General features: G+C 69.5%; 18 protein-coding genes. 6 read left to right on the top strand and 12 right to left on the bottom strand.

Annotated elements, in window-relative coordinates; translation table 11 throughout:
• Nucleotides 1-4: 4 nt before the first annotated feature.
• Nucleotides 5-601: a gamma carbonic anhydrase family protein gene (locus tag ACGG9C_RS03220; RefSeq protein ID WP_071042861.1), complete on the bottom strand. Its 597-nt coding sequence runs from the start codon at nucleotides 599-601 to the stop codon at nucleotides 5-7.
• A 94-nt stretch (nucleotides 602-695) separates the two neighbouring features.
• Between ACGG9C_RS03220 and ACGG9C_RS03215 the strand changes: the two genes are divergently transcribed.
• Entirely contained in the window at nucleotides 696-1,340 is a 645-nt protein-coding gene (locus tag ACGG9C_RS03215; RefSeq protein ID WP_071042860.1) for a DUF2461 domain-containing protein, read from the top strand.
• A gap of 215 nt (nucleotides 1,341-1,555) precedes the next feature.
• On the opposite strand, the gene ACGG9C_RS03210 is transcribed toward ACGG9C_RS03215, so the two are convergent.
• Entirely contained in the window at nucleotides 1,556-2,389 is an 834-nt protein-coding gene (locus ACGG9C_RS03210; protein WP_071042859.1) for a sulfurtransferase, read from the bottom strand.
• A 44-nt stretch (nucleotides 2,390-2,433) separates the two neighbouring features.
• On the opposite strand from ACGG9C_RS03210, the gene ACGG9C_RS03205 reads away from it, so the two are divergent.
• Nucleotides 2,434-2,664 (top strand): hypothetical protein, encoded by a 231-nt coding sequence (locus ACGG9C_RS03205; RefSeq protein ID WP_390178233.1) that lies wholly within the window; start codon nucleotides 2,434-2,436, stop codon nucleotides 2,662-2,664.
• Here the strand turns inward: ACGG9C_RS03205 and ACGG9C_RS03200 are convergent, their stop codons facing one another.
• Nucleotides 2,665-3,072: an SRPBCC family protein gene (locus ACGG9C_RS03200; RefSeq protein WP_390178232.1), complete on the bottom strand. Its 408-nt coding sequence runs from the start codon at nucleotides 3,070-3,072 to the stop codon at nucleotides 2,665-2,667.
• A 79-nt stretch (nucleotides 3,073-3,151) separates the two neighbouring features.
• A complete protein-coding gene (mfd, locus tag ACGG9C_RS03195; RefSeq protein WP_390178231.1) occupies nucleotides 3,152-6,763 on the bottom strand; it encodes a transcription-repair coupling factor in 3,612 nt (1,203 codons plus the stop codon).
• Nucleotides 6,764-6,834: 71 nt separating this feature from the next.
• On the opposite strand from mfd, the gene ACGG9C_RS03190 reads away from it, so the two are divergent.
• On the top strand, nucleotides 6,835-7,572 hold the full coding sequence (locus tag ACGG9C_RS03190; RefSeq protein WP_390178230.1) for a hypothetical protein: 738 nt from the start codon (nucleotides 6,835-6,837) through the stop codon (nucleotides 7,570-7,572).
• Nucleotides 7,573-7,696: 124 nt separating this feature from the next.
• Here ACGG9C_RS03190 and pth read toward each other — a convergent pair whose 3' ends face one another.
• From pth to ACGG9C_RS03165, 5 genes are all read right to left on the bottom strand, one after another.
• The gene (pth, locus tag ACGG9C_RS03185; protein WP_071042856.1) at nucleotides 7,697-8,281 is read right to left on the bottom strand and encodes an aminoacyl-tRNA hydrolase; all 585 of its coding nucleotides are present in this window, start codon (nucleotides 8,279-8,281) and stop codon (nucleotides 7,697-7,699) included.
• Between the two features lie 84 nt (nucleotides 8,282-8,365).
• Nucleotides 8,366-8,989, bottom strand: coding sequence for a 50S ribosomal protein L25/general stress protein Ctc (locus ACGG9C_RS03180; RefSeq protein WP_071042855.1), 624 nt, complete (start codon nucleotides 8,987-8,989; stop codon nucleotides 8,366-8,368).
• Between the two features lie 335 nt (nucleotides 8,990-9,324).
• Nucleotides 9,325-10,347: a zinc-binding dehydrogenase gene (locus tag ACGG9C_RS03175; RefSeq protein WP_286717738.1), complete on the bottom strand. Its 1,023-nt coding sequence runs from the start codon at nucleotides 10,345-10,347 to the stop codon at nucleotides 9,325-9,327.
• Nucleotides 10,348-10,363: 16 nt separating this feature from the next.
• Nucleotides 10,364-11,131: an SDR family oxidoreductase gene (locus ACGG9C_RS03170; protein ID WP_286717737.1), complete on the bottom strand. Its 768-nt coding sequence runs from the start codon at nucleotides 11,129-11,131 to the stop codon at nucleotides 10,364-10,366.
• A 39-nt stretch (nucleotides 11,132-11,170) separates the two neighbouring features.
• Complete coding sequence (locus ACGG9C_RS03165; protein ID WP_071042852.1) at nucleotides 11,171-12,559, bottom strand: GntP family permease; 1,389 nt, start codon at nucleotides 12,557-12,559, stop codon at nucleotides 11,171-11,173.
• Between the two features lie 156 nt (nucleotides 12,560-12,715).
• Between ACGG9C_RS03165 and ACGG9C_RS03160 the strand changes: the two genes are divergently transcribed.
• Complete coding sequence (locus ACGG9C_RS03160) at nucleotides 12,716-13,414, top strand: FadR/GntR family transcriptional regulator (protein ID WP_286717735.1); 699 nt, start codon at nucleotides 12,716-12,718, stop codon at nucleotides 13,412-13,414.
• A 17-nt stretch (nucleotides 13,415-13,431) separates the two neighbouring features.
• On the opposite strand, the gene ACGG9C_RS03155 is transcribed toward ACGG9C_RS03160, so the two are convergent.
• On the bottom strand, nucleotides 13,432-14,868 hold the full coding sequence (locus tag ACGG9C_RS03155; RefSeq protein WP_390178229.1) for a gluconokinase: 1,437 nt from the start codon (nucleotides 14,866-14,868) through the stop codon (nucleotides 13,432-13,434).
• Nucleotides 14,869-15,034: 166 nt separating this feature from the next.
• On the opposite strand from ACGG9C_RS03155, the gene gndA reads away from it, so the two are divergent.
• On the top strand, nucleotides 15,035-16,495 hold the full coding sequence (gene gndA, locus ACGG9C_RS03150) for an NADP-dependent phosphogluconate dehydrogenase (RefSeq protein ID WP_194384943.1): 1,461 nt from the start codon (nucleotides 15,035-15,037) through the stop codon (nucleotides 16,493-16,495).
• 53 nt (nucleotides 16,496-16,548) lie between these two features.
• Nucleotides 16,549-17,544: an NAD-dependent epimerase/dehydratase family protein gene (locus tag ACGG9C_RS03145; RefSeq protein ID WP_194384942.1), complete on the top strand. Its 996-nt coding sequence runs from the start codon at nucleotides 16,549-16,551 to the stop codon at nucleotides 17,542-17,544.
• Between the two features lie 23 nt (nucleotides 17,545-17,567).
• Here the strand turns inward: ACGG9C_RS03145 and ACGG9C_RS03140 are convergent, their stop codons facing one another.
• Together ACGG9C_RS03140 and ACGG9C_RS03135 are read right to left on the bottom strand one after the other, a co-directional pair.
• Nucleotides 17,568-18,293, bottom strand: coding sequence for an ABC transporter ATP-binding protein (locus ACGG9C_RS03140; protein WP_194384941.1), 726 nt, complete (start codon nucleotides 18,291-18,293; stop codon nucleotides 17,568-17,570).
• Nucleotides 18,294-18,351: 58 nt separating this feature from the next.
• On the bottom strand, nucleotides 18,352-19,827 hold the full coding sequence (locus tag ACGG9C_RS03135; protein WP_194384940.1) for an ABC transporter permease: 1,476 nt from the start codon (nucleotides 19,825-19,827) through the stop codon (nucleotides 18,352-18,354).
• Nucleotides 19,828-19,930 lie beyond the last annotated feature (103 nt).

The following is a 19,930-nucleotide window of genomic DNA, read 5'->3' as shown; positions in this document are numbered from 1 at the left end:
TGCGTCAGAGAGCCTCGTCGTCCGCGTGACGGGCGAGGGAGCGCCCGTACCTCTCGGTGAGTTGCACCATGAGGTCTGGGGTCTCCCGGTCGAGTCCGAAGACGTATCCGGGAAAGTCCAGTTCACGCTGGGCCCGCCGGATCTGCTCGTCGCGCTCGGGCGGGAGGATCTGCGGGGGCTGACCGACGGCCACCCAGCCGATGGGCACGACGGTGTCCGCCGGGAGCACCGTGCGCAGGTGAACCACCGCATTGATGCGCACCTCGCTGCGCGCGCCGATGTGCGCTCCGTTGAACACGCGGGTTCCGGTCGCGAGGAAGACCTCGTCATCGATGACCGCTCCGGAGATGCTGGCCATGGGTCCGACGAGCACATGGGAACCGACATGCACCGGGTTGGTGGCCGTCGCCCGCACCAGTGCGTTCTCCATGACGATGACGTTCTCCGCGAGCGTGACCGCTCCCCCCTCAGCCGTGATCACCGCACCGTGCAGAACCTGACAACCGGCGCCGATCGTCACGTCTCCGCTGATCACTGCCGTCGGGGCGACGACGGCGTCGGGGTGGATGCGCGGAACTGCTCCCAGATGTGCGAATCGCATGGCGCCTCCTCGTCGACGGCGGTCAGCGCCATCGTAGCCAGCCGCATCCGGCCGGCGCGACGCCTCGATACGATTGCGGCGCGAGGAGGACGGAATGGGCGAGCACGCGGCAGGGCGATTGTTCGAGCCCGAGGCGTTCGGATTCTACGAGCGTCTGGCGGCGGACAACACCCGGGAATGGTTCACCGCGCACCGCGAGGAATATGACGGACTCATCCGGGAGCCTCTGGAGATGCTCTGCGAGATCGCCGAAGCGGGGTACAGCTCGGCGAAGGTGTTCCGGCCGAATCGAGATGTGCGCTTCAGCGCCGACAAGTCGCCCTACAAGACGAACGCCGCCATGGTCGCCGGCACGATCGCGAGCATCTACCTGTCGGTGTCGGCGGACGGCATCGAAGTCGGCGGCGGGCTCTATCAGCCCTCGCGGGGACAACTGCGACGCGGCCGCGAGGCCATCGAGGACGATGCCACCGGATCGACCTTCGAGCGCATCGCCGATGACATCGAGGCGGCGGGCTTCACGTTCGCCGGGCCGCCGCTGAAGACCGCGCCGCGCGGCTACGACCGGGAGCACCCTCGCATCGTGCGCCTTCGTCTGACCCACTACGCCGCGCTGCGGCCGCTGCCTCGGGAGGCGACTGTCGACGACATCCAGCACGCCTGGCAGCAGATCGAGCCGCTGCGGCGATGGATCGTCGAGCACGTCGGGCCCTCGGACGACCGCCCCTTCACCCGCTGAGCGCGGGCCTCCACCCGCTGAGCCGCCCCGTCACCCGCTGAGCGCGGGCCTCCCCGTCGGCCGGTTACGCCGGCCGGCTCCCAGCGCGGCGATGTCCACAACTCCTCAAGTTTCGAGGCATTCGAAGCGGGACCGGTCGGAACCGGGCTCGAACGGCTCGAAAGGGAGGAGTTGTGACCGCCGAATGGACGCTGCTCACCCGACGCGGACCGCGGTCAGGCGCCGGTCTCGACCGCGCGGGAGGGGTCGGCGCTGTAGGCCGACCAGCCGCCCACATACAGACGCGCACGACCGATCCCGACGTGCTCCATCGTCAGCAGGTTGTGGCACGCGGTGACGCCCGAGCCGCAGTACGCCGCGACATTGGCGACGCTGTTCGCGTCGACCCCGACGGCTGCGAAGTTCTCCCGGATGCGGTCAGCGGCGAGCAGCCGCCCGTCGGCAGCCACGTTCTCGCGGCAGGGCACGCTCCGCGCACCCGGGACGTGTCCAGGGCGGGGGTCGACCGGATCCTCGTCGCCGGCGAAGCGCTCCCGGGGGCGTGCATCGACGGCGATGACACCGTCGCGGAGGAGGTCGTCAGCGGCGAGCAGCAGATCCGCAGGCCAATCCCGCACCGAGAAGTGCGACCGCTCCCGCACCGGCGACTGCGTCGAAAGGTCTCCGGGGTAGGCGCCGAGTCCGCCGTCGAGCAGCGCGGCGCGATGACCGCTGGCGCGCAGCATCCAGACCAGCCGCGCGGCGATCACCCCGCCCTGATCGTCGTAGGCGACGACGGTGTCGTCATCCGAGATGCCGAGTGTGCGCATCCCCTCGGCGAAGACCTCCGGCGGAGGAAGCGGGTGCCGACCACCCTCGGGTGACGCGGGCGCCGAGAGCCAGGTCTCGAGATCGACGAAGACCGCCCCGGGGAGATGACCGCGGTCGTAGGCCTCTCTGCCCGATCGACCGTCGAGGTACCAGCGCACGTCGGCGAGGACCACGTCACCGGGGAGTCCGTCCAGACCGTCGATCGCGACGAACGGAGGTACCTGCATCGGATCGCTCATCCCTCGAGCCTAATGATCCCGTGCCGGGGTGTTAGCGTCGACGCGTGAGCGCGTGGTGGAGTTCCTTCGTCCATTCATTGACGACGCGTCAGTTCGCACTCGTCGTCCTGCAGACGGTCGTCTGGCTCGGGATGGCCGCCGTCTGGGTCTGGGCCGTCGTTGTGGATCCCGACGGGTGGCGGATGTTCCTGGCCGTCGCGTCGACCGTGCTCGCGCTCTTCTGGACGGGGATCCTCCTCGTCGCGATCCGCGAGAGGCGATCGGTCAGCGAGTGATCATCCTCGGGCTCCGCGATCCGCTTCGATGAGCGCCGCGAGACGATCCAGGTCTGCGCGGACCGCGGCGACATCGCGGGCGAAGTCCGCGTCGGTCAGTTCGATCTGACGCACGGTGAAGACGATCTCCGCCCCCTGAGGATGCGCGAGCACGCGCATCGGGTTCGTCACGGTGGCGCCTGAGGGCAGGGTCACGTCGTGATCGATCACCCCGAGCGTGTTCCGGGCGACGAAACGCACCTCGACACGACCCATGGGCGAGTCGAGGTGCACCCGGTCCCCGTCGATCACCAGATCGCCCTGAGCGAGACCGGCGGCCCAGAGCGGAAGATGACGCGCATCCGCTGCGAACTCGTAGACCCGTCGCGGGTCGGCAGCGATCACCCGGCTGACATGCACTCTCTGCATGGCAATCAGCTTGACACAGGCCCGATGCGCCGGTCGCGCGCGCGGCAACGACATCCTGCCGCTCGCGCGGAGACGAGCCTCAGGACACCGCGGCCTTCTCGGTCTCGGCGGCGAGCGGCCAGAGCTGGTCGAGCAGCTGGCCGACCCAGGACAGGAGATCGGCATCGGCCAGGGCCGCACCGCCGGCGGTCGGCAGCGGCACGACGAGCGCGTCGCCGTTCGCGACGAGCTTCGCTTTCGGATACAGGCGCTGCAGGCGCACACGCATCGAGTCGGGCAGGTGCGCCGGCACGATCCGGAGGTTCGGACCCATCGCGACGACATCGGCGAGCCCGGAACGCGCCGCCCGGCGCCGCAACCGCGCCACGGAGATGAGCCCCGCGACCTCCTCCGGGGGCGTGCCGTAGCGATCGGCGAGCTCCTCGAGAACGAGGTCGATGGCGTCGTCTGCCGCCGTGGCGGCCGCGGCCGCCGACAGCTTCTGGTAGGCCTCGAGGCGCAGCCGCTCGCTGTCGATGTAGAACTCGGGGATGCGCGCCTGCACGGGCAGTTCCAGACGCAGCTCCGTCGGGCCCTCGGTCTCCTCGCCGCGGAACTGCGAGACGGCCTCGCCGATCATCCGGAGGTAGAGGTCGAACCCGACGCCGGCGATGTGTCCGGCCTGTTCGGCGCCGAGCAGGTTTCCCGCCCCGCGCAGTTCGAGGTCCTTGAGGGCGACCTGCATCCCGGAACCGAGATCGTTGTTCACCGCAATGGTCTCGAGTCGGTCGGCCGCGGTCTCCGACAGCGGCTTGCCGTCGTCGTAGAGGAAGTACGCGTACGCCCGTTCGCGACCGCGTCCGACGCGTCCGCGCAGCTGGTGGAGCTGGCTCAGACCGTACTTGTCGGCGCGATCGATGATGATCGTGTTCGCGTTGGAGATGTCCAGGCCCGTCTCGATGATCGTCGTCGAGACCAGCACATCCGCTCGACGCTCCCAGAAGTCGTCGACCACCTGCTCCAGCTGGTGCTCGCCCATCTGCCCGTGCGCCACCGCGATCCGCGCCTCGGGCACGAGCTCGGCGAGGTCGGCCGCGACGCGCTGAATGGACTGCACCCGATTGTGCACGTAGAAGACCTGTCCCTCGCGCAGCAGCTCACGCCGGATCGCCGCGGCGATCTGCTTGTCGTTGCGGGGACCGACGAACGACAGGATCGGATGACGATCCTCCGGCGGCGTCGCGAGCGTCGACATCTCGCGGATGCCGGTGACCGCCATCTCCAGCGTGCGCGGGATCGGGGTCGCGCTCATCGCGAGGATGTCGACGTTGGTCTTCAGCTTCTTCAGCGCATCCTTGTGCTCGACGCCGAAGCGCTGCTCCTCGTCGATGATCATCAGCCCGAGGTCCTTGAAGACGACCTTCTCGGTGAGGATGCGGTGGGTGCCGATCACCATGTCGATCGACCCGTCGGCGAGGCCGGCGACGACCTGTCGCGCCTCCTTGTCGGTCTGGAAGCGCGACAGCGCACGCACCTTGACGGGGAAGCCGGCGAAGCGCTCGGCGAAGGTCTCGAGATGCTGCTTGACCAGGAGCGTGGTGGGAACGAGCATCGCGACCTGCTTGCCGTCCTGGATCGCCTTGAACGCCGCGCGCACGGCGACCTCGGTCTTGCCGAACCCGACGTCGCCGGAGAGGAGTCGATCCATCGGGATGGACTTCTCCATGTCGGCCTTGATCTCGTCGATCGTCTGCAGCTGGTCGGCCGTCTCGGCGAACGGGAAGGCTTCTTCGAGCTCGCGCTGCCACGGCGTGTCCTGCCCGAAGGCGTATCCCTTCGCGGCCATGCGCGCGGAATAGAGCTTCACGAGCTCCACCGCGATGTCGCGCACCGCCTTGCGGGCGCGCCCCTTCGCCTGCGCCCAGTCGCTCCCGCCCATCTTCGACAGCGCGGGTGCCTCTCCCCCGACGTACCGCGACAGGAGGTCGAGCTGATCGGTAGGCACGAACAGCTTGTCGCCGGGGTAGCCGCGCTTGGAGGGCGCGTACTCGAGCACCAGGTACTCCCGCTGGCTCTTCACGGCGTTGCGGCCGCCCGAGGACACCTCCCGCTGCACCAGCTCGACGAACTTGCCGATGCCGTGCGTGGCATGCACGACGAAGTCGCCGGGCTTGAGCTGGAGCGGGTCGACGACGTTCCGGCGCCGCGAGGCGAGCTTCTTCACCACGCGCGCGTCGCCGCCGATGGTGCGGCCGTAGAACTCCGTCTCGGTGAGCACCGCGAACTTCGCACCGTCGGACTGGAAACCCCGTTCGAGCACGGCGCAGGTGAGTTGCGCGGTGCCCGTGGGCACGTCGCCATCGATGCCGTCCACGATCCGCGCGGCGATCCCCCGCTCGCTCAGCACGTCGCGCGCCCGCTCGACCAGTCCGGGACCGGATGCGGTCACCACGACGCGCCAGCCGTCCGAGAGCAGACCCCGCACGTGCTCGGTCGCGCCGTCGACGTTGCCCTGGAAGCTCGGCACCGCTGCCGCGGCGACCTTGACGGTGGCAGCGGCTTCGAGGGCGGCATCCACGTCGATGAGCCCTTCCGCCGACGCGTCGGCCGCGCCCGAGTCGAACCCGCTGAGGGTCCACCACACGCCGCCGCGCTCGGTGATCCGCTCGCGCAGGGTCGGGAGGGTGACGAAATCGCCGGCGCCGAGGTCGACCGGCGTCTGGGCGCCGGCGGTCGCGGCCGACCACGCCGCATCCAGGAATTCGCGGTTCGTCTCACTCAGGGTGATCGCACGCGTGACCGACCGTTCCGGATCGGCGAGTGCGAGCGCGGAGCCTTCCGGGAGGTAGTCGGCGAGGGTCACGAGATCATCCACGAGGACAGGCAGGAGCGATTCCATCCCTTCCACCGGGATGCCTTCGGCCATCTTCTCCAGCATGCCCCGCACGCCGGGCAGGGCGTCTCGGCGTGCCCGGGCGCGCTCGCGCACCGCGGGGGTGAGCAGCAGCTCCCGGCTCGCGACGAGTGTCACGAGGGCGACCTCTCCCGGCAGCGACCGCTGGTCGGCGACGGAGAACGCGCGGATCTGGTCCACCTCGTCGCCGAAGAACTCGACCCGGTAGGGATGGTCGGCCACCGGCGGGAAGACATCGAGGATGCCGCCGCGCACGGCGAATTCGCCGCGGCGCGACACCATGTCGACGCGGTGGTAGGCGCGCTCCACCAGCCCCGCGACGACGTCATCCAGCTCGTGACCGCGGTCGCCCGGACGCAGCGTGATCGCCGGCACGTCGGTGAGCCCCGCGGCGAGCGGCTGCACGGCACCGCGCACCGACGCCGTGACGACGAACGGCGTCGTGCCATCGTGCTCGGCGAGTCGCCGCAGCACGTCGAGGCGACGCCCCACCGTCTCGGGACTCGGGCTCAGCCGCTCGTGGGGAAGCGTCTCCCATGCGGGGAAATGCACCACCTCCACGTTCGGGATGAGCGCTTCCAGCGCCGTCCCGAGCGTCTCCGCCCGGCGGCCCGTCGGTGCCACCGCGAGAAGGACGGGAGGCCGCCCGGAGTCGATCCGACGGCGCAGGAAGGCGGCGAGCAGCGGCGCATCCAGACCGGTCGGAGCGGAGACGTCGACGTCGCGGGAGGCCGAGGAGACGGCGTCCGCGAAGGACTCATCCTGTTCGAGGGCGCGCACGATCCCGGGAACTGTCACCGCACGAGTCTAGTCCGCCTCGCCGACACCGAGACCCACGACCTCGGCACGCGCCTCCTAGGATGAGTGCCGTGAGCGATCCCGCAGACCCCGGCAGCGAGCAGGAGAACACGGCAGGTCACGACTCCTCCGCACCCCCGGCGCCACCGCGTCCGCCGGCCCCCGCGCCGCCCTACGCACCACCGTCGCAGCCGGTGTACGGCACGCCGCAACCGCCCACGGCGGCCCCCGCCGCATCCGGCGAGCAGCCCACACTCGCCTACGGAACCGCACCGCACCCGGGCCAACCTCCGTACGGCCAACCTCCCGCCCCCTACGGCCAGCGTCCGTACGGCCCGCCTCCGGCCGCGTACGGGCAGCCCCCGTACGGCCAGGCCGCGCCGTCCTGGCCGTCCCAGCGCCCCGCCGCGAACGGATCGGCGACACTCGGGATCATCGCCTTCGTCGTGGCCGCCGTCGCCGGAATTCTCGTTCCCGTCCTCGGCGCGGTCGCCGGATACGCCATCGGCGACGGCGTCGGTGCCGAGCTCGGCGACATGCCGGCGAGCGCGGATTTCGAGCTCGCGATCCTCGCTCCGGTGCGGGGCTTGGTGCTGTTCGCAGAGATCACGTTCTGGACCGGGACCGTCCTCGGCATCGGGGCGCTCATCCAGGGCATCGTCGCGGCGGTGAAGGCCCGCGGCCGCGGCTGGGCCATCGCCGCGATCGTGATCGCGGCGCTCGGCCCGATCGTCTACGGCACGCTCGCCTACATCCTCTTCTTCATCGGCCTCGCCGCCGGCGCCCTGTCGAGCGTCCCGTCCTTCTGACGCGTCGCCGCCCGCGCACCCGGAGAGGAGATCGCGCGTACAGAGGACGAAAGCCGCGGCGTCGGTCCTCGTGAAGCGGGGAATCCTCCGGAGGTGTCGGGATGCCGCGTTGCGGCCCGGCACGTCAGGGACGCGGGGCGTGGTGCCGTTGCTGCGCGGCGACGAGACCCTCGTCGACGAGCAGCTCCACCGCATCAGCGGCGTCGGCCAGGAGGTTGGGGAGATTCTGACGCTCGAGCGAGCCGAAGGGATCCAGCACCCAGTCGGCGGGGTCCTGACGGCCGGGCGGACGGCCGATGCCCACGCGCACGCGCGGGAACTCCGGGGTGCCGAGGGCCTTCGCCACGTCGCGAACCCCATTGTGGCCGCCGTGCCCGCCGCCGGACTTGAGCTTGATCGTGTCGAAGGGGATGTCGAGCTCGTCGTGCACGACCACGACGCGCTCGGAGTCGATGCCGTAGAACTTCGCCAGAGAGGACACGGGCCCGCCGGAGACGTTCATGAACGAGTTCGGCTTCGCGAGGATCAGCTTGTCCGCGCCCGGACGCAGCCACGTCTCAGCGACGCGCGCGCCCGCCTTGTGTGCACGCAGAGTCTCACCGCGTCGGTCGGCCAGCTCGTCGATGACCATCTGGCCGACATTGTGACGCGTCGCCTCATACCGCGGTCCGGGGTTGCCGAGCCCCACGATGAGCCACGTGCGTGCCATGTGCTTTCCTCTCGGTCCGGGGGCGGGTCGGAAGACAGCACGAGGGGGATGCGACCGGCGCATCCCCCTCGTGTCCGCTCGCGATTACTCCGCGGATTCCTCGGACTGCTCGGCGGCGACCTCGGCGTCGGCCTCGGCGATCTCCTCCTCCGCGGCCAGCGCGGCGGTCGGCACGTAGATGGCGACGACGAGCGTGTCGGCCTCGGTGACCAGCGACGCGCCACGCGGGAGCTTCAGCTCGCCCGCGGTGACATGGGCGCCGTCCTCCAGTCCCTCCACGTCGACCTCGACGTGCTCGGGGATGTGGGTGGCCTCGACCTCGAGCAGCACGGTGGATGCGTCGAGGTTGGCGATGGTGCCGGCGAAGGGCTCACCGACGACCGTGACGGGCACGTCGACGTGGATCTTCTCTCCCTTCTTGACCACCAGCAGATCGATGTGCTCGATGATCTGACGAACCGGGTCGCGCTGGACGTCCTTGACGAGCGTCAGCTGGTCCTTGCCGTCGATGTCGAGCTCGAGCAGCGCGTTGGCGCGACGCACGAGCAGCGAGACCTGGTGGCCGGGCAGCGCGACGTGGACGGGCGAGGTGCCGTGGCCGTAGATCACGGCCGGGATCTGGCCGGCGGCACGCAGGCGGCGGGCGAAGCCCTTGCCGAAGTTCTCACGCAGCTCGGCGTGGACCTTCGCATCGATTTCGGTCGACATGATGGATTCTCCTTGCGGGCGCACAGGCCCGTTGCGATGCTCCGTCAGGAGCGAGGTATGGGGTGTTCGACTCGAACGCGAGTGCGTGAGGAAGTGCCTGTCCGCCCTCGTCGATCACGGATGCCGCAACGTCATGCGCGTATCCCTCGCCGAAGTTCAGCGACGAGTCTACCAGCGCAGCCGGTACGATGAAGACGCACCCGATCCAGCTTTCTCGGAGGACCCTTCATGGACTACGGCTTCGCCTCGCACGTCATTCTCTGGGCGGTGGGAGCCATCGCCGCGATCGGCGGCGTGGGCGTGGTGCTGGCCTTCTTCAGCATGGGGCGCCAGGCCTACCGGGACTGACCCGACGGCCACACCTCGACGACGACCTTGCCGGATGCACGCGAGTCGCGCGCGGTCGCGAAGGCCTGAACGACGTCGTCGGCGGGAATGACGTGGGTGACGACGTCTTCGATGCCCGGGTTCTCGTCGAGGAGCACGATGGCGTGGTCGATCTCGTCGTTGAAGCGGAAGGTGCCGTACCAGCGCAGCTCCTTCGAGATGAAGGCGGCGATGTTCAGCGGGCGTTCGGCATCGGGGACCATCCCGACCTGAACGACGATGCCGCCGATGGCTGCGGCCTTCAGCGCGGTGTTGATGGACGCGGCGACTCCGGAGCATTCCAGCACGACGTCGTATGCGCTTCCGGGCACGTCGTCGCGGGTGACGTTCAGAGCTTCGGACGCACCGAGGGCCAGCGCCCGCTGGAGGGGTTCGTCGAACACGTCGGTCACCGTCACCTCGGCACCCGCGGCGACCGAGGCGGCCACCGCGAGCAGACCGATCGGCCCCACGCCGGTGACGAGCAGTTTCTTGCCGCGCACGTCGCCGGCCTTCCCCAGTCCGTGCAGGGCCACGGCGAGCGGCTCGGCGAGCACCGCGCGGCGCACCGGAAGGGTCGGCGGCAGCGGACGGACCATCTCGCGATCGACGAGGATGCATTCCACCAGGCCGCCCTGGGTGTGCGGCCACGTGGAGGCCGACCCGAGGTAGGCGCCGCCCGGCCACAGGTGCGGGGCGTCTGCGAGGTCGTCGCGATGCTCGCCGAAGGTCGCGGGGTGCACGGTCACCGGCGTGCCCGGCTGCCACTCCCCGGTCGGGTCGTGGTCGATGCGGCCGGACACCTCGTGCCCCGGAATGAGGGGCTCGCGCACGACGAACGCTCCGTTGGCCCCGTCGAAGTAGTAGTGCAGGTCGCTGCCGCAGATGCCGACGTAGTCGATGCGCACGCGCACCTGATCATCGGTCGGCTGCGGGGTCTCGAGCTCCGCGATGCGGATGCTCTCCTTGCTGTCGATGAACGCGGCGCGCATATCGCTCTCCTTCCGATCAGACGACCGCGGTCATTCCGCCGTCGACGAAGATGTTCTGCCCCGAGACGAAGCTCGAGGCGTCCGAGACGAGGAACCGCAGGGCACCGTCGAGCTCCGAGAAGTCGCCCCAGCGCTGGGCGGGCGTGCGCTGCGCGAGCCAGCCGCTGAAGGCGGGGTCGTCCACGAGGTCGCGGTTCATCTCGGTGGCGAAGTAGCCCGGCGAGAGCGCGTTGACCTGGATGCCGTGGCGGGCGAGATCGGCGGCCATCCCCTTGGTCAGCTGCGCCACTCCCCCTTTGGAGGCGGAGTACGGCGCGATCGTCTGCCGTGCGAGGAACGACTGGACCGACGCGACGTTGACGATCTTGCCGGAGCCCCGCTCGATCATCGCGGGTGCGACGAAGCGCGAGACGTAGAAGACGCCGTTGAGGTTCGCCGCGATGATGTCATCCCAGTCCGAGACCCCGAAGTCCTGGATCGGAGCGCGGCGCTGCACGCCGGCATTGTTGACGAGGATGTCGGGGACGCCGTGTGCGGCGATCATTCCGGTAATCCCCTCCTCGACCCCCGCCGCATCGGTCACGTCGAACGCGACCGATGCGGCGGGCTGGCCCGACGCGTCGGCGATCTCGGAGGCTGAGCGAGCGGCCGCGTCGGCGTTTCGGCCGTGCACGATCACGCGGGCACCGGCGTTCGCCAGGCCTTCGGCGAGCGAGCGTCCGAGGCCGCGCGTCGAACCGGTGACCAGCGCGAGCCGGCCCGAGATGTCGAAGATGTCGGACATGGATTTCCTCCGGTCGTCGGGGTGGGTGCGTTCGGCGGATCAGACCATCGACGCGACGCCGAATACGGCGAGCACGAAGACGAACGCGGTGACCGACTCGATCGCCTGCTGAACCGTCCAGGTTTTCAGCGTCGTCTTCACGTCCATTCCCATGAGGCGACCCACGAGCCAGAACCCCGAGTCGTTGACGTGGCCGGCGAAGACCGAGCCGGCGGCGGTGGCGAGCACGATCGCGGCGATCTGCAGCGGGTTGAAGTCACCCGCGAGCACCGCCGGGGCGGCCAGACCAGCCGCGGTCACGAGAGCCACGGTGGCCGAGCCCTGGGCCAGGCGGATGACGACCGCGATGAGGTAGGCGGCGACGATGACCGGCAGTCCGAGGTCGCTCAGCGTGTCGGCGAGGGCCTCACCGATGCCCGAGGCGCGCAGCACGGCGCCGAACATCCCGCCGGCGCCGGTGATGAGGATGACCGAGGCGACCGGGCCGAGTGCCGAGTCGAGCAGCTTCTCGATCGCCGTGCCCTTCTCACCACGGCGCGTTCCGAGCACGACCATGGCCACCAGGACGGTGATGAGCAGGGCGACGGGCGAGGTGCCCAGCAGCACCAGGACCTGCACCCACAGGTCATCGGCCGAGACGGCGCCGATGCTGGCGAGGGTGGTCAGGCCGGTGTTCATGAAGATGAGGAGCATCGGAAGCAGCAGCAGACCCACGATCGTGCCGGGCTTGGGCGGGTTGACCGGCTGGTCCTCGTCGATGTCACCGAAGAGGGTGGGGACCGGCAGCGGGATGCGCGTCGAGACGAACTTTCCCCAGAGGTAGCCGGAGAGGTACCAGGTGGGGAAGGCGATGATCAGACCGACGATCAGCACGATCCCGAGGTTGGCGCCGTAGAGCTCGGTCGCCGTGACCGGGCCCGGGTGCGGGGGCAGGAACACGTGCATGACCGAGAACGCCGCGGCGGTCGGGATGCCGAACAGCAGCACGTTGTTCTTGGACACGCGGCGGGCCACCGCGAAGACGATCGGGAGCATCATGACGAGGCCGGCGTCGAAGAACATCGGGAACCCCAGTATCAACGAGGCGATGCCCAGCGCGAACGGCGCGCGCTTCTCGCCGAAGATGTCGACGAACCGGTCGGCGAGCGCTTTGGCGCCGCCGGAGTGCTCGATCAGACGGCCGAGCATCGCCCCCAGCGCCACCAGCAGCGCGACGGAGCCGAGCGTGCCGCCGAGACCCGTGGTGAGTGTCGTCGCGATGGCGCTCACGGGGATCTGCGCGGCGAAGGCCGTCAGGAGCGAAACGATGATCAGCGTCAGGAAGGCGTGCACCTTGAAGACGATGATGAGCAGCAGGATGAGCGCGATCGCGCCGGCTGCGATCAGCAGCAGCGGAGCCGTGCCCAGGGTCTGGGACCAATCTTCCATCGGTGAATCTCCGTTGATATGCCGAGGGCACCGACGAAGTCGTGCGGTGTCCGCGTGTACTATGCGAGCGTCCTCCGCAAGTCATCGCGAGGACACCCGATCCTTACACAAAGATCGTATTATTACCACCAGAAGATCGTATTTATTGGAGTCGCCGTGGCGCAGGCCTCGCACACGAACGTGCTCGACGACCTCGGTGTCCGCATCGCCGCGGGCGAGCTGACGTCCGGGCAGGTCCTGACCGCCGCCGGTCTCGAGGATGAGTACGGGGTCTCCCGCACGGTCATCCGGGAGGCCGTGCGCGTGCTGGAGGCCATGGGGATGGTCGCCTCGCGTCGGCGCGTCGGCGTCACCGTGCAGCCGGCGACAGCGTGGAGCGCGCTGGACCCGCGCCTGATCGCCTGGCAGCTGGCCGGCCCTCGACGAGCGCAGCAGCTGGTCGTCGTCACCGAGCTCCGTGCCGCGATCGAGCCCATCGCGGCACGACTGGCCGCGTCACGTGCGAGCGACGTGCAGCGCTCGGAGATCGTTCGTCTCTCGACGCTCCTCGAGGAGCTCGGCGCGCAGGGCCGCGGAGACACGGAGGAGTACCTCGCCGCGGATATCGCCTTCCACGACCTCATCCTCGATGCCAGCGGCAACCTCATGCTCGCCGCGGTGAAGAAGCCGATCGCCGAAGTCATCGCCGGGAGATCCCGCGTCGGTCTCACTCCCGCGACGCCCGAGCACGAGGCGCTGCACAATCACGCGCAGACGGCAGCGGCCATCGCGCGCGGCGACGCCGCCGCCGCGGAGCACCACACGCGGCGCTATGTCGACACGGTGCTGGGCGAAGTCAGGGGCGAGTCGGGCTGACGGCGCTCAGCGGGCCGTCACGTCGCATCCGATCCCGGACGGGTCTGCGAGTAGTGATCGAGATACCGCGCGAACTCCGCGTCGTAGTGGGCCTTCCGCTCGGAGCGCGGCGTCACATGCCCCGGAGCGGCGTCGTCGAAGGCGGCGTGCTCCGACGGCAGGCCGCTCGCGAGCAGTCCCATGCGGACCGCGCCGACGACCGAGCTGTGCTGGAGAGCCGAGACCTCCATCTCGGCATCGAAGACATCGGCGACCAGCTGGGTCCAGAACGGCGACGACAGCACGCCCCCCGACAGGACGATGCGCCGGGGCATGCCGTTCAGAGCGGTGAGCTCCTTGAAGCAGTGGTAGAGCGAGAAGACGATCCCCTCGAGCACGCCCTGGTACATGTCGGCGCGACTGTGGGTGGGCTTCAGGTCGAGGAAGCCGCCGCGGCGCTGGTCCTGCCATCCCGGACTGCGCTCGCCGAACAGGAACGGCAGGAACACGGGCAGCTCGGTCTTGTCCGCAGACAGGAGCGGCTCGATCTCGGAGTAGTCGGTCGTCAGCCCGAACAGCCGCTCCCTGGCCCAGTCCACGCAGTTTCCGCATCCCGAGGTCGCAGCCCCGCTCAGCGCGCCGAGCGGAGATCGGTACGACCACGTGCTCATCGCCGGCGAGAACGAGGGATGCCGCGTCGCGAACCTGAGGGCACCGCTGGTTCCCATCGAGAACGTCATGTCCCCGGGTTCGGTGGCCCGGTCCCCGACCTGGCTGAGGCCGCCGTCCGGCCCGGGCGTGAGCACCGGGATACCGGCTCGAAGCCCGAGGAGCACGGCCGCGTCGCGCGAGAGCGGCACGGTGTGGCCGGCGCCGCGCAGGGCCGGCAGGCGCACATCGGCGATGCCGAGCCGGTCGAGGACCTCCGCGTCCCACTCCAGGCTGTCGGCGCCGAGCATTCCCGTGCCGGACGCGAGGGAGACGTTGGTCGATGCCTCCCCGGTCATCCGGGCGAAGTTCAGCGAGGCCTGGTCCAGCGCGAGTCGACCGTCGAGCGAGACCCCCTGCTCCGACAGCCATGCGAGCTTGAACGCGGGATAGATCGCGTTGACCATGCAGCCGGTGCGCTCGTAGAACCACCAGGTGAAATCGGCGTCACGTCGCTCTCGCGCAGACAGGTCCTGAGCGCTCGTGTCGGGCCACTCCCGCACGGGGGTGATCACGCGCAGGTCGTCATCGACAAGTGTGAGGCCGTGCCAGGTGCCGCTGAGCACGATGAGGTCCACCGCGACGCCGGCAGCCGCTTCTCGACCCAGGGCCATCAGCTGGGTGTAGATCGCGTCGGGATCGCGGACCGAGGTGTCGGGCCCCGGCACCTCGAAGCGCCGACTGCGCACCGAGGTGTGACCGGTCTCGGAGTCGAACAGGAGCGTCTTGGCCGAGGTGGTGCTTGATTCCAACGCGAGAATGATCATGTTCCAGGTCCGTCGTCTGTGACTTCCGGGGCATCGGTCGCCCCGCACTCAATAATATGATTTATTCGATCGTATCGGTTGCACCCACACCCTAGGCTGTATAGCGGCCCGGACGCCGCTCGGCGGCTCGCGGGCGACCCGACGAGCGGATCAAGAAGGAGCGCGCGTGAGCGAGAACTCAGCGAACATCGGCGTGGTCGGTCTGGCGGTGATGGGCTCGAATCTGGCCCGCAACCTCGCCAGCCGCGAAGGAAACACGGTGGCGGTGTACAACCGCTCTCGGGCCAAGACCGACGAGCTCGTCGCCGAGCACCCCGAAGCCGGCTTCGTCCCCGCGTTCTCCTACGAGGAGTTCGCCGCGTCGCTGCAGAAGCCGCGTGCGGCGATCATCATGGTCAAGGCCGGAAGGCCGACCGACGCGGTGATCGAGTCGCTCGTCGAGGTCTTCGAACCCGGCGACATCATCGTCGACGGCGGCAATGCGCTGTTCACCGACACCATCCGCCGTGAGAAGGCCGTGCGCGAGACAGGCATCAACTTCGTCGGGATGGGCGTGTCCGGCGGTGAGGAGGGCGCACTCCTCGGGCCCTCGATCATGCCCGGCGGCTCCGACGAGTCGTGGGTCACCCTGGGGCCGATCCTGACCTCCATCGCCGCGGTCGCCGAAGGCGAGCCCTGCGTCACGCACGTCGGACACAACGGCGCCGGCCACTTCGTGAAGATGGTGCACAACGGCATCGAGTACGCCGACATGCAGCTGATCGCCGAGGCCTATGACCTCATCCGACGCGGCACCGGCAAGACCCCCGCCGAGATCGCCGATGTCTTCGCGGAATGGAACCGCGGCGAACTGGAGTCGTACCTCATAGAGATCACCGCCGAGGTGCTCCGTCAGGTCGACGCCGACACCGGAAAGCCCCTCGTCGATGTCATCCTCGATCAGGCGGGTGCCAAGGGCACCGGAGCCTGGACCGTGCAGACGGCCCTCTCCCTCGGCGTGCCGGTCTCCGGCATCGCCGAAGCCACCTTCGCGCGCTCGCTGTCCAGCCACCCCGAGCAGCGCGAGGTCTCCCGCGACCTGCCGGGGCCTGCCGACGACGCGCAGCAGTCCTGGACCGTCGAAGACCCCGACGCGTTCATCGAGAAGATCCGACTCGCCCTCTACGCGTCCAAGATCGTCGCCTACTCGCAGGGCTTCGACGAGATCCGCGCCGGCGCGGCGGAGTACGACTGGAACATCGACCTGGGTGCGGTGTCGAAGATCTGGCGCGGCGGCTGCATCATCCGCGCACAGTTCCTCAACCGCATCGCCGAGGCCTACGACACCGAGGCCGACCTGCCCGTGCTGCTGACGGCGCCGTACTTCGTCGAGGCTCTGCAGCGCGCACAGACGGCGTGGCGCGAAGTCGTCGCGACCTCCGCGAGGGTGGGAATCCCCGCGCCGGCGTTCTCGTCGTCGCTGGCGTACTACGACGGGCTGCGCGCGGATCGGCTCCCCGCCGCCCTCATCCAGGGACAGCGCGACTTCTTCGGCGCCCACACGTACAAGCGCGTCGACAAAGAAGGCACCTTCCACACCCTGTGGTCGGGCGACCGCACGGAGATCGAGGCCGAAGACACCCACTGAGGCCGGTCAAGCCCCGCGATCGCCGGAGCCGCCGAGGTCTAGGGTCGGGGAGCATGAGCTCTCTGCGCATCCTGTTCCTCGGCGGCTCCGGCGTCATCAGCACCGCGTGCGTGCGTGCCGCGGTCGCCGCCGGCCACGACGTCGCCGTCCTCAATCGCGGCAGCCGCTCCCGGCCTCTTCCCGAGGGCGTCCGTGAGCTGACGGCCGACGTGCGCGACGGTGACGCCGTGAGAGGGGCGATCGGAGGCGACCGGTTCGACGTCGTCGCCGACTTCCTCTCCTTCATCCCCGACCACGTCGAGACGACCCTCTCCGCCGTCGGATCGCCCGCTCAGTACATCTTCATCAGCTCGGCCTCCGCCTACCAGAAGCCGCCGCGTCGACTCCCGGTGACCGAGTCCACGCCCCTTCACAACCCGTACTGGCAGTACTCGCGCGACAAGATCGCGTGCGAAGATCTGCTCGTGCAGCGCTCGCGGCGCGACGGACTGCCGATGACCATCGTGCGACCGTCGCACACCTACGACGACACGCTCCTGCCGACCCTGGCCGGATGGACCGACATCGCCCGGATGCGCGCCGGCAAGCCGGTGGTCATCCACGGCGACGGCACCACGCCGTGGACCATCACCCACGCCGACGACTTCGCCGTGGCGTTCACCGGTCTTCTCGGTCACCCGGCGGCGATCGGTGACTCCTTCACGATCACCGGCACCCACGCACCGACGTGGAACGACATCTACGGATGGCTCGCGGAGGCGGCCGGCGTCGCCGACCCGCGATTCGTGCACGTGGCCAGCGAGACGATCGCACGGTGGTCACCCGACCTCGGCCCCACTCTCCTGGGCGACAAGGCTCATGCGATGGTCTTCGACTCCGCGAAGGTCACGGCCCTCGTGCCGGAGTTCCGCACAAGGGTGACCTTCGACGAGGGCGCACGGCGCATGATCGCCTTCCACGACGCACATCCCGAGCGCCGGCGCGTCGACGCGGACCTCGATGCGCTGTTCGATCGCATGATCGCGCATGCCGATGCGGCCGGGGTCTGATCGCCCCGGCCGCATGGCCGCCGTCACCGGGTGATGTCGGTCACGACTCCCTTCGCGAGGCGCAACCGGCGCCGTGCCCGTCGTGCGACCGCGGAGTCGTGCGTGACGGCGATGAGCGTCAGCCCGTCCGCGTTCAGGCGCTCCAGGAGAGAGAGGATCTCGTCGCGCATGCTCTCGTCGAGGTTGCCGGTGGGCTCGTCGGCGAGGAGGACCCTCGGGCGCTTCACGATCGCACGCGCGATCGCCACGCGCTGCTGCTGGCCCCCGGAGAGCTCCGACGGCCGGTGATCCGCGCGCTCGGCGAGCCCGACCTGCCCGAGCGCCTCGGCCACGCGTTCGGCACGCTCCGCCTTCGGCACCGACAGCGGCTCGAGTGCCATGTCGACGTTCTCGGCCGCTGTCAGCGTCGGGATCAGGTTGAACCCCTGGAAGACGAAGCCGATCTCGCGCGCCCGCAGACTCTCGAGCTCTCCGCGCGAAGCAGCGGCGATGTCGAGGTCTCCCAGGAGAACGCGACCCGACGTCGGCTTGTCCAGGGCACCGAGCACCTGGAGCAGCGTGGACTTCCCCCCGCCGGTCGGCCCCTGGATCGTGACGAAATCACCCGTCGCGATCTCGAGGTCGACACCGGTGAGGGCCTTCACGATCCGCCCCTTCTGCTGGTACGTGCGCCTCACGTCCGTCAGGCGGTAGAGCACGGCGGGGACGGCGTCCGGTGCGGTGTCCGCGTCGGTGTCGATCATGGTCATGAGGGCTCTCCGTTCAGGGATCGATGCGAGATGTGCGACCAGTGGGGCCGGGCGGGGGTCATCCGACAGACCTCAGCGCCTCGGCCGGGCTGAGGCGCGCCGCGCGCCAGCCGCCGAACGCGCCCGCCAGCAGTCCGCCGATGATCGCCAGACCGATGGCGGCACCGACGACCCACAGCGTGACCGGCGCCTGCAGCACGATCTCGGTCGCGGTCTGCGCCGCGGCCTGACCGAACGCCTGGCCGCCGGGACCTCCCCCGGCTGCACCCCCGGGTCCTGCGGCCGCGGTGGCCCCGGCAGTGGTGGAGATCGTGGGCGAGACGATGTTGATGATCCCGATGCCGAGGAGCCCGACCACGAGACCCGCGGCACCGCCGATGAGGCTCTGCACCACAGACTCCCCCGCGACCTGGCCGACGACACGCCCGTTGGACCAGCCGATGGCCTTGAGCGTGCCGAATTCCCGTGTGCGCCGGCTCACGCCCGAGATGGTGAACAGCACCGCGAGGGCGAGGGCGACGGCCAGAACGATCACCGACAGCCACGTGCCGAGGTTCGTGATGAGGGCGGACGCGCTCGAGAGGGAGCCCGACACGGTCGATGCGAGGTCGGACTGCGAGCTGACGGTCGCATCCGGGAGCGCCTCTTCGATCTCGGCCTGCACGGCACTGATCCCATCCGATGACGACGCCTGCACGTACACGGTCGAGAGCACGTCTCCGACGCCCGAGAGATCCTGCGCGACATCGAGAGGGATGTACGCGTTGGCGGCGGTGTCGGCCTCGTCGGAGGTGGATGCGACCACGCCGACGACCTCGAACTCCTCACCGGCGATCTCCATCGTGTCGCCGACGGCGAGTTCCGCCGTGGTCGCATAGCTGGCGTCGATGACGGCCACAGCGGCGCCTGCATCCGCGGACTCCAGTGCGCGGCCGTCGGTGACGGTGACCGACGAGAGCGGCCCGATGGCGGCCGCATCCGGCTCGATGCCCATGACCGTGAAGGAGTCCAGGCCGAAGGCGCCGCCTCCGAATCCGCCGCCGCCCGCGCCGCCTTCGGGCGGAGCCTGGGCCGTGCCCTCCTCGGCGGCGGGGCTCTCGGCGGGCGCCTGGCCGACTTCGCCGGAGAACGTCGTGTTCGTCAGGCTCAGGGTGCCGGTCGCGGCCTCGACGCCGTCGGCTGCGAGTACCGTGTCGAGCACAGACGCATCCAGCGTCGAGCGGAACATCTCCGTCGTCAGCTGCGACTGCTCGATCGAGGTCGTGCCCTCCTCGTCGGTCGCCCCGGCATCCTCGTCGAAGTCGAACTGCTGACCGCGGGTCCCTTCGCCCGGCTCCGCCTGCGCGCCGGTCACGGTCAGATCCGTGCCGACGCCGTAGACCGACTCGAGCGCCTGAGCCTGGGCGTCGCGTACTCCAGCCGCCAGCGAGTTCACGATCATCACGAGGGCGATCGCGATCGCAAGGCCCGAGGCCACGATCACCGTCTGCTTCTTGCGGCCGGCCAGCTCCCGCCGCAGGTACCTTGCGTACATGGGTCTCCTCTCGGCGGTCCGTCCGCCGTGGCGAGACTATGAGCCGTCCTGATGACGGTCCGTTGCGCGGGTTATGAGGTCGTTATGGATCGTCGTCTCGGCA

The sequence above is a fragment of the Microbacterium sp. MTN4-26 genome (assembly GCF_042846595.1).
GTDB classification, from domain to species: domain Bacteria; phylum Actinomycetota; class Actinomycetes; order Actinomycetales; family Microbacteriaceae; genus Microbacterium; species Microbacterium luteum.
The sequence above is the reverse complement of the archived record's forward strand: the minus strand, read 5'-3'. Positions and strand labels throughout refer to the sequence as shown.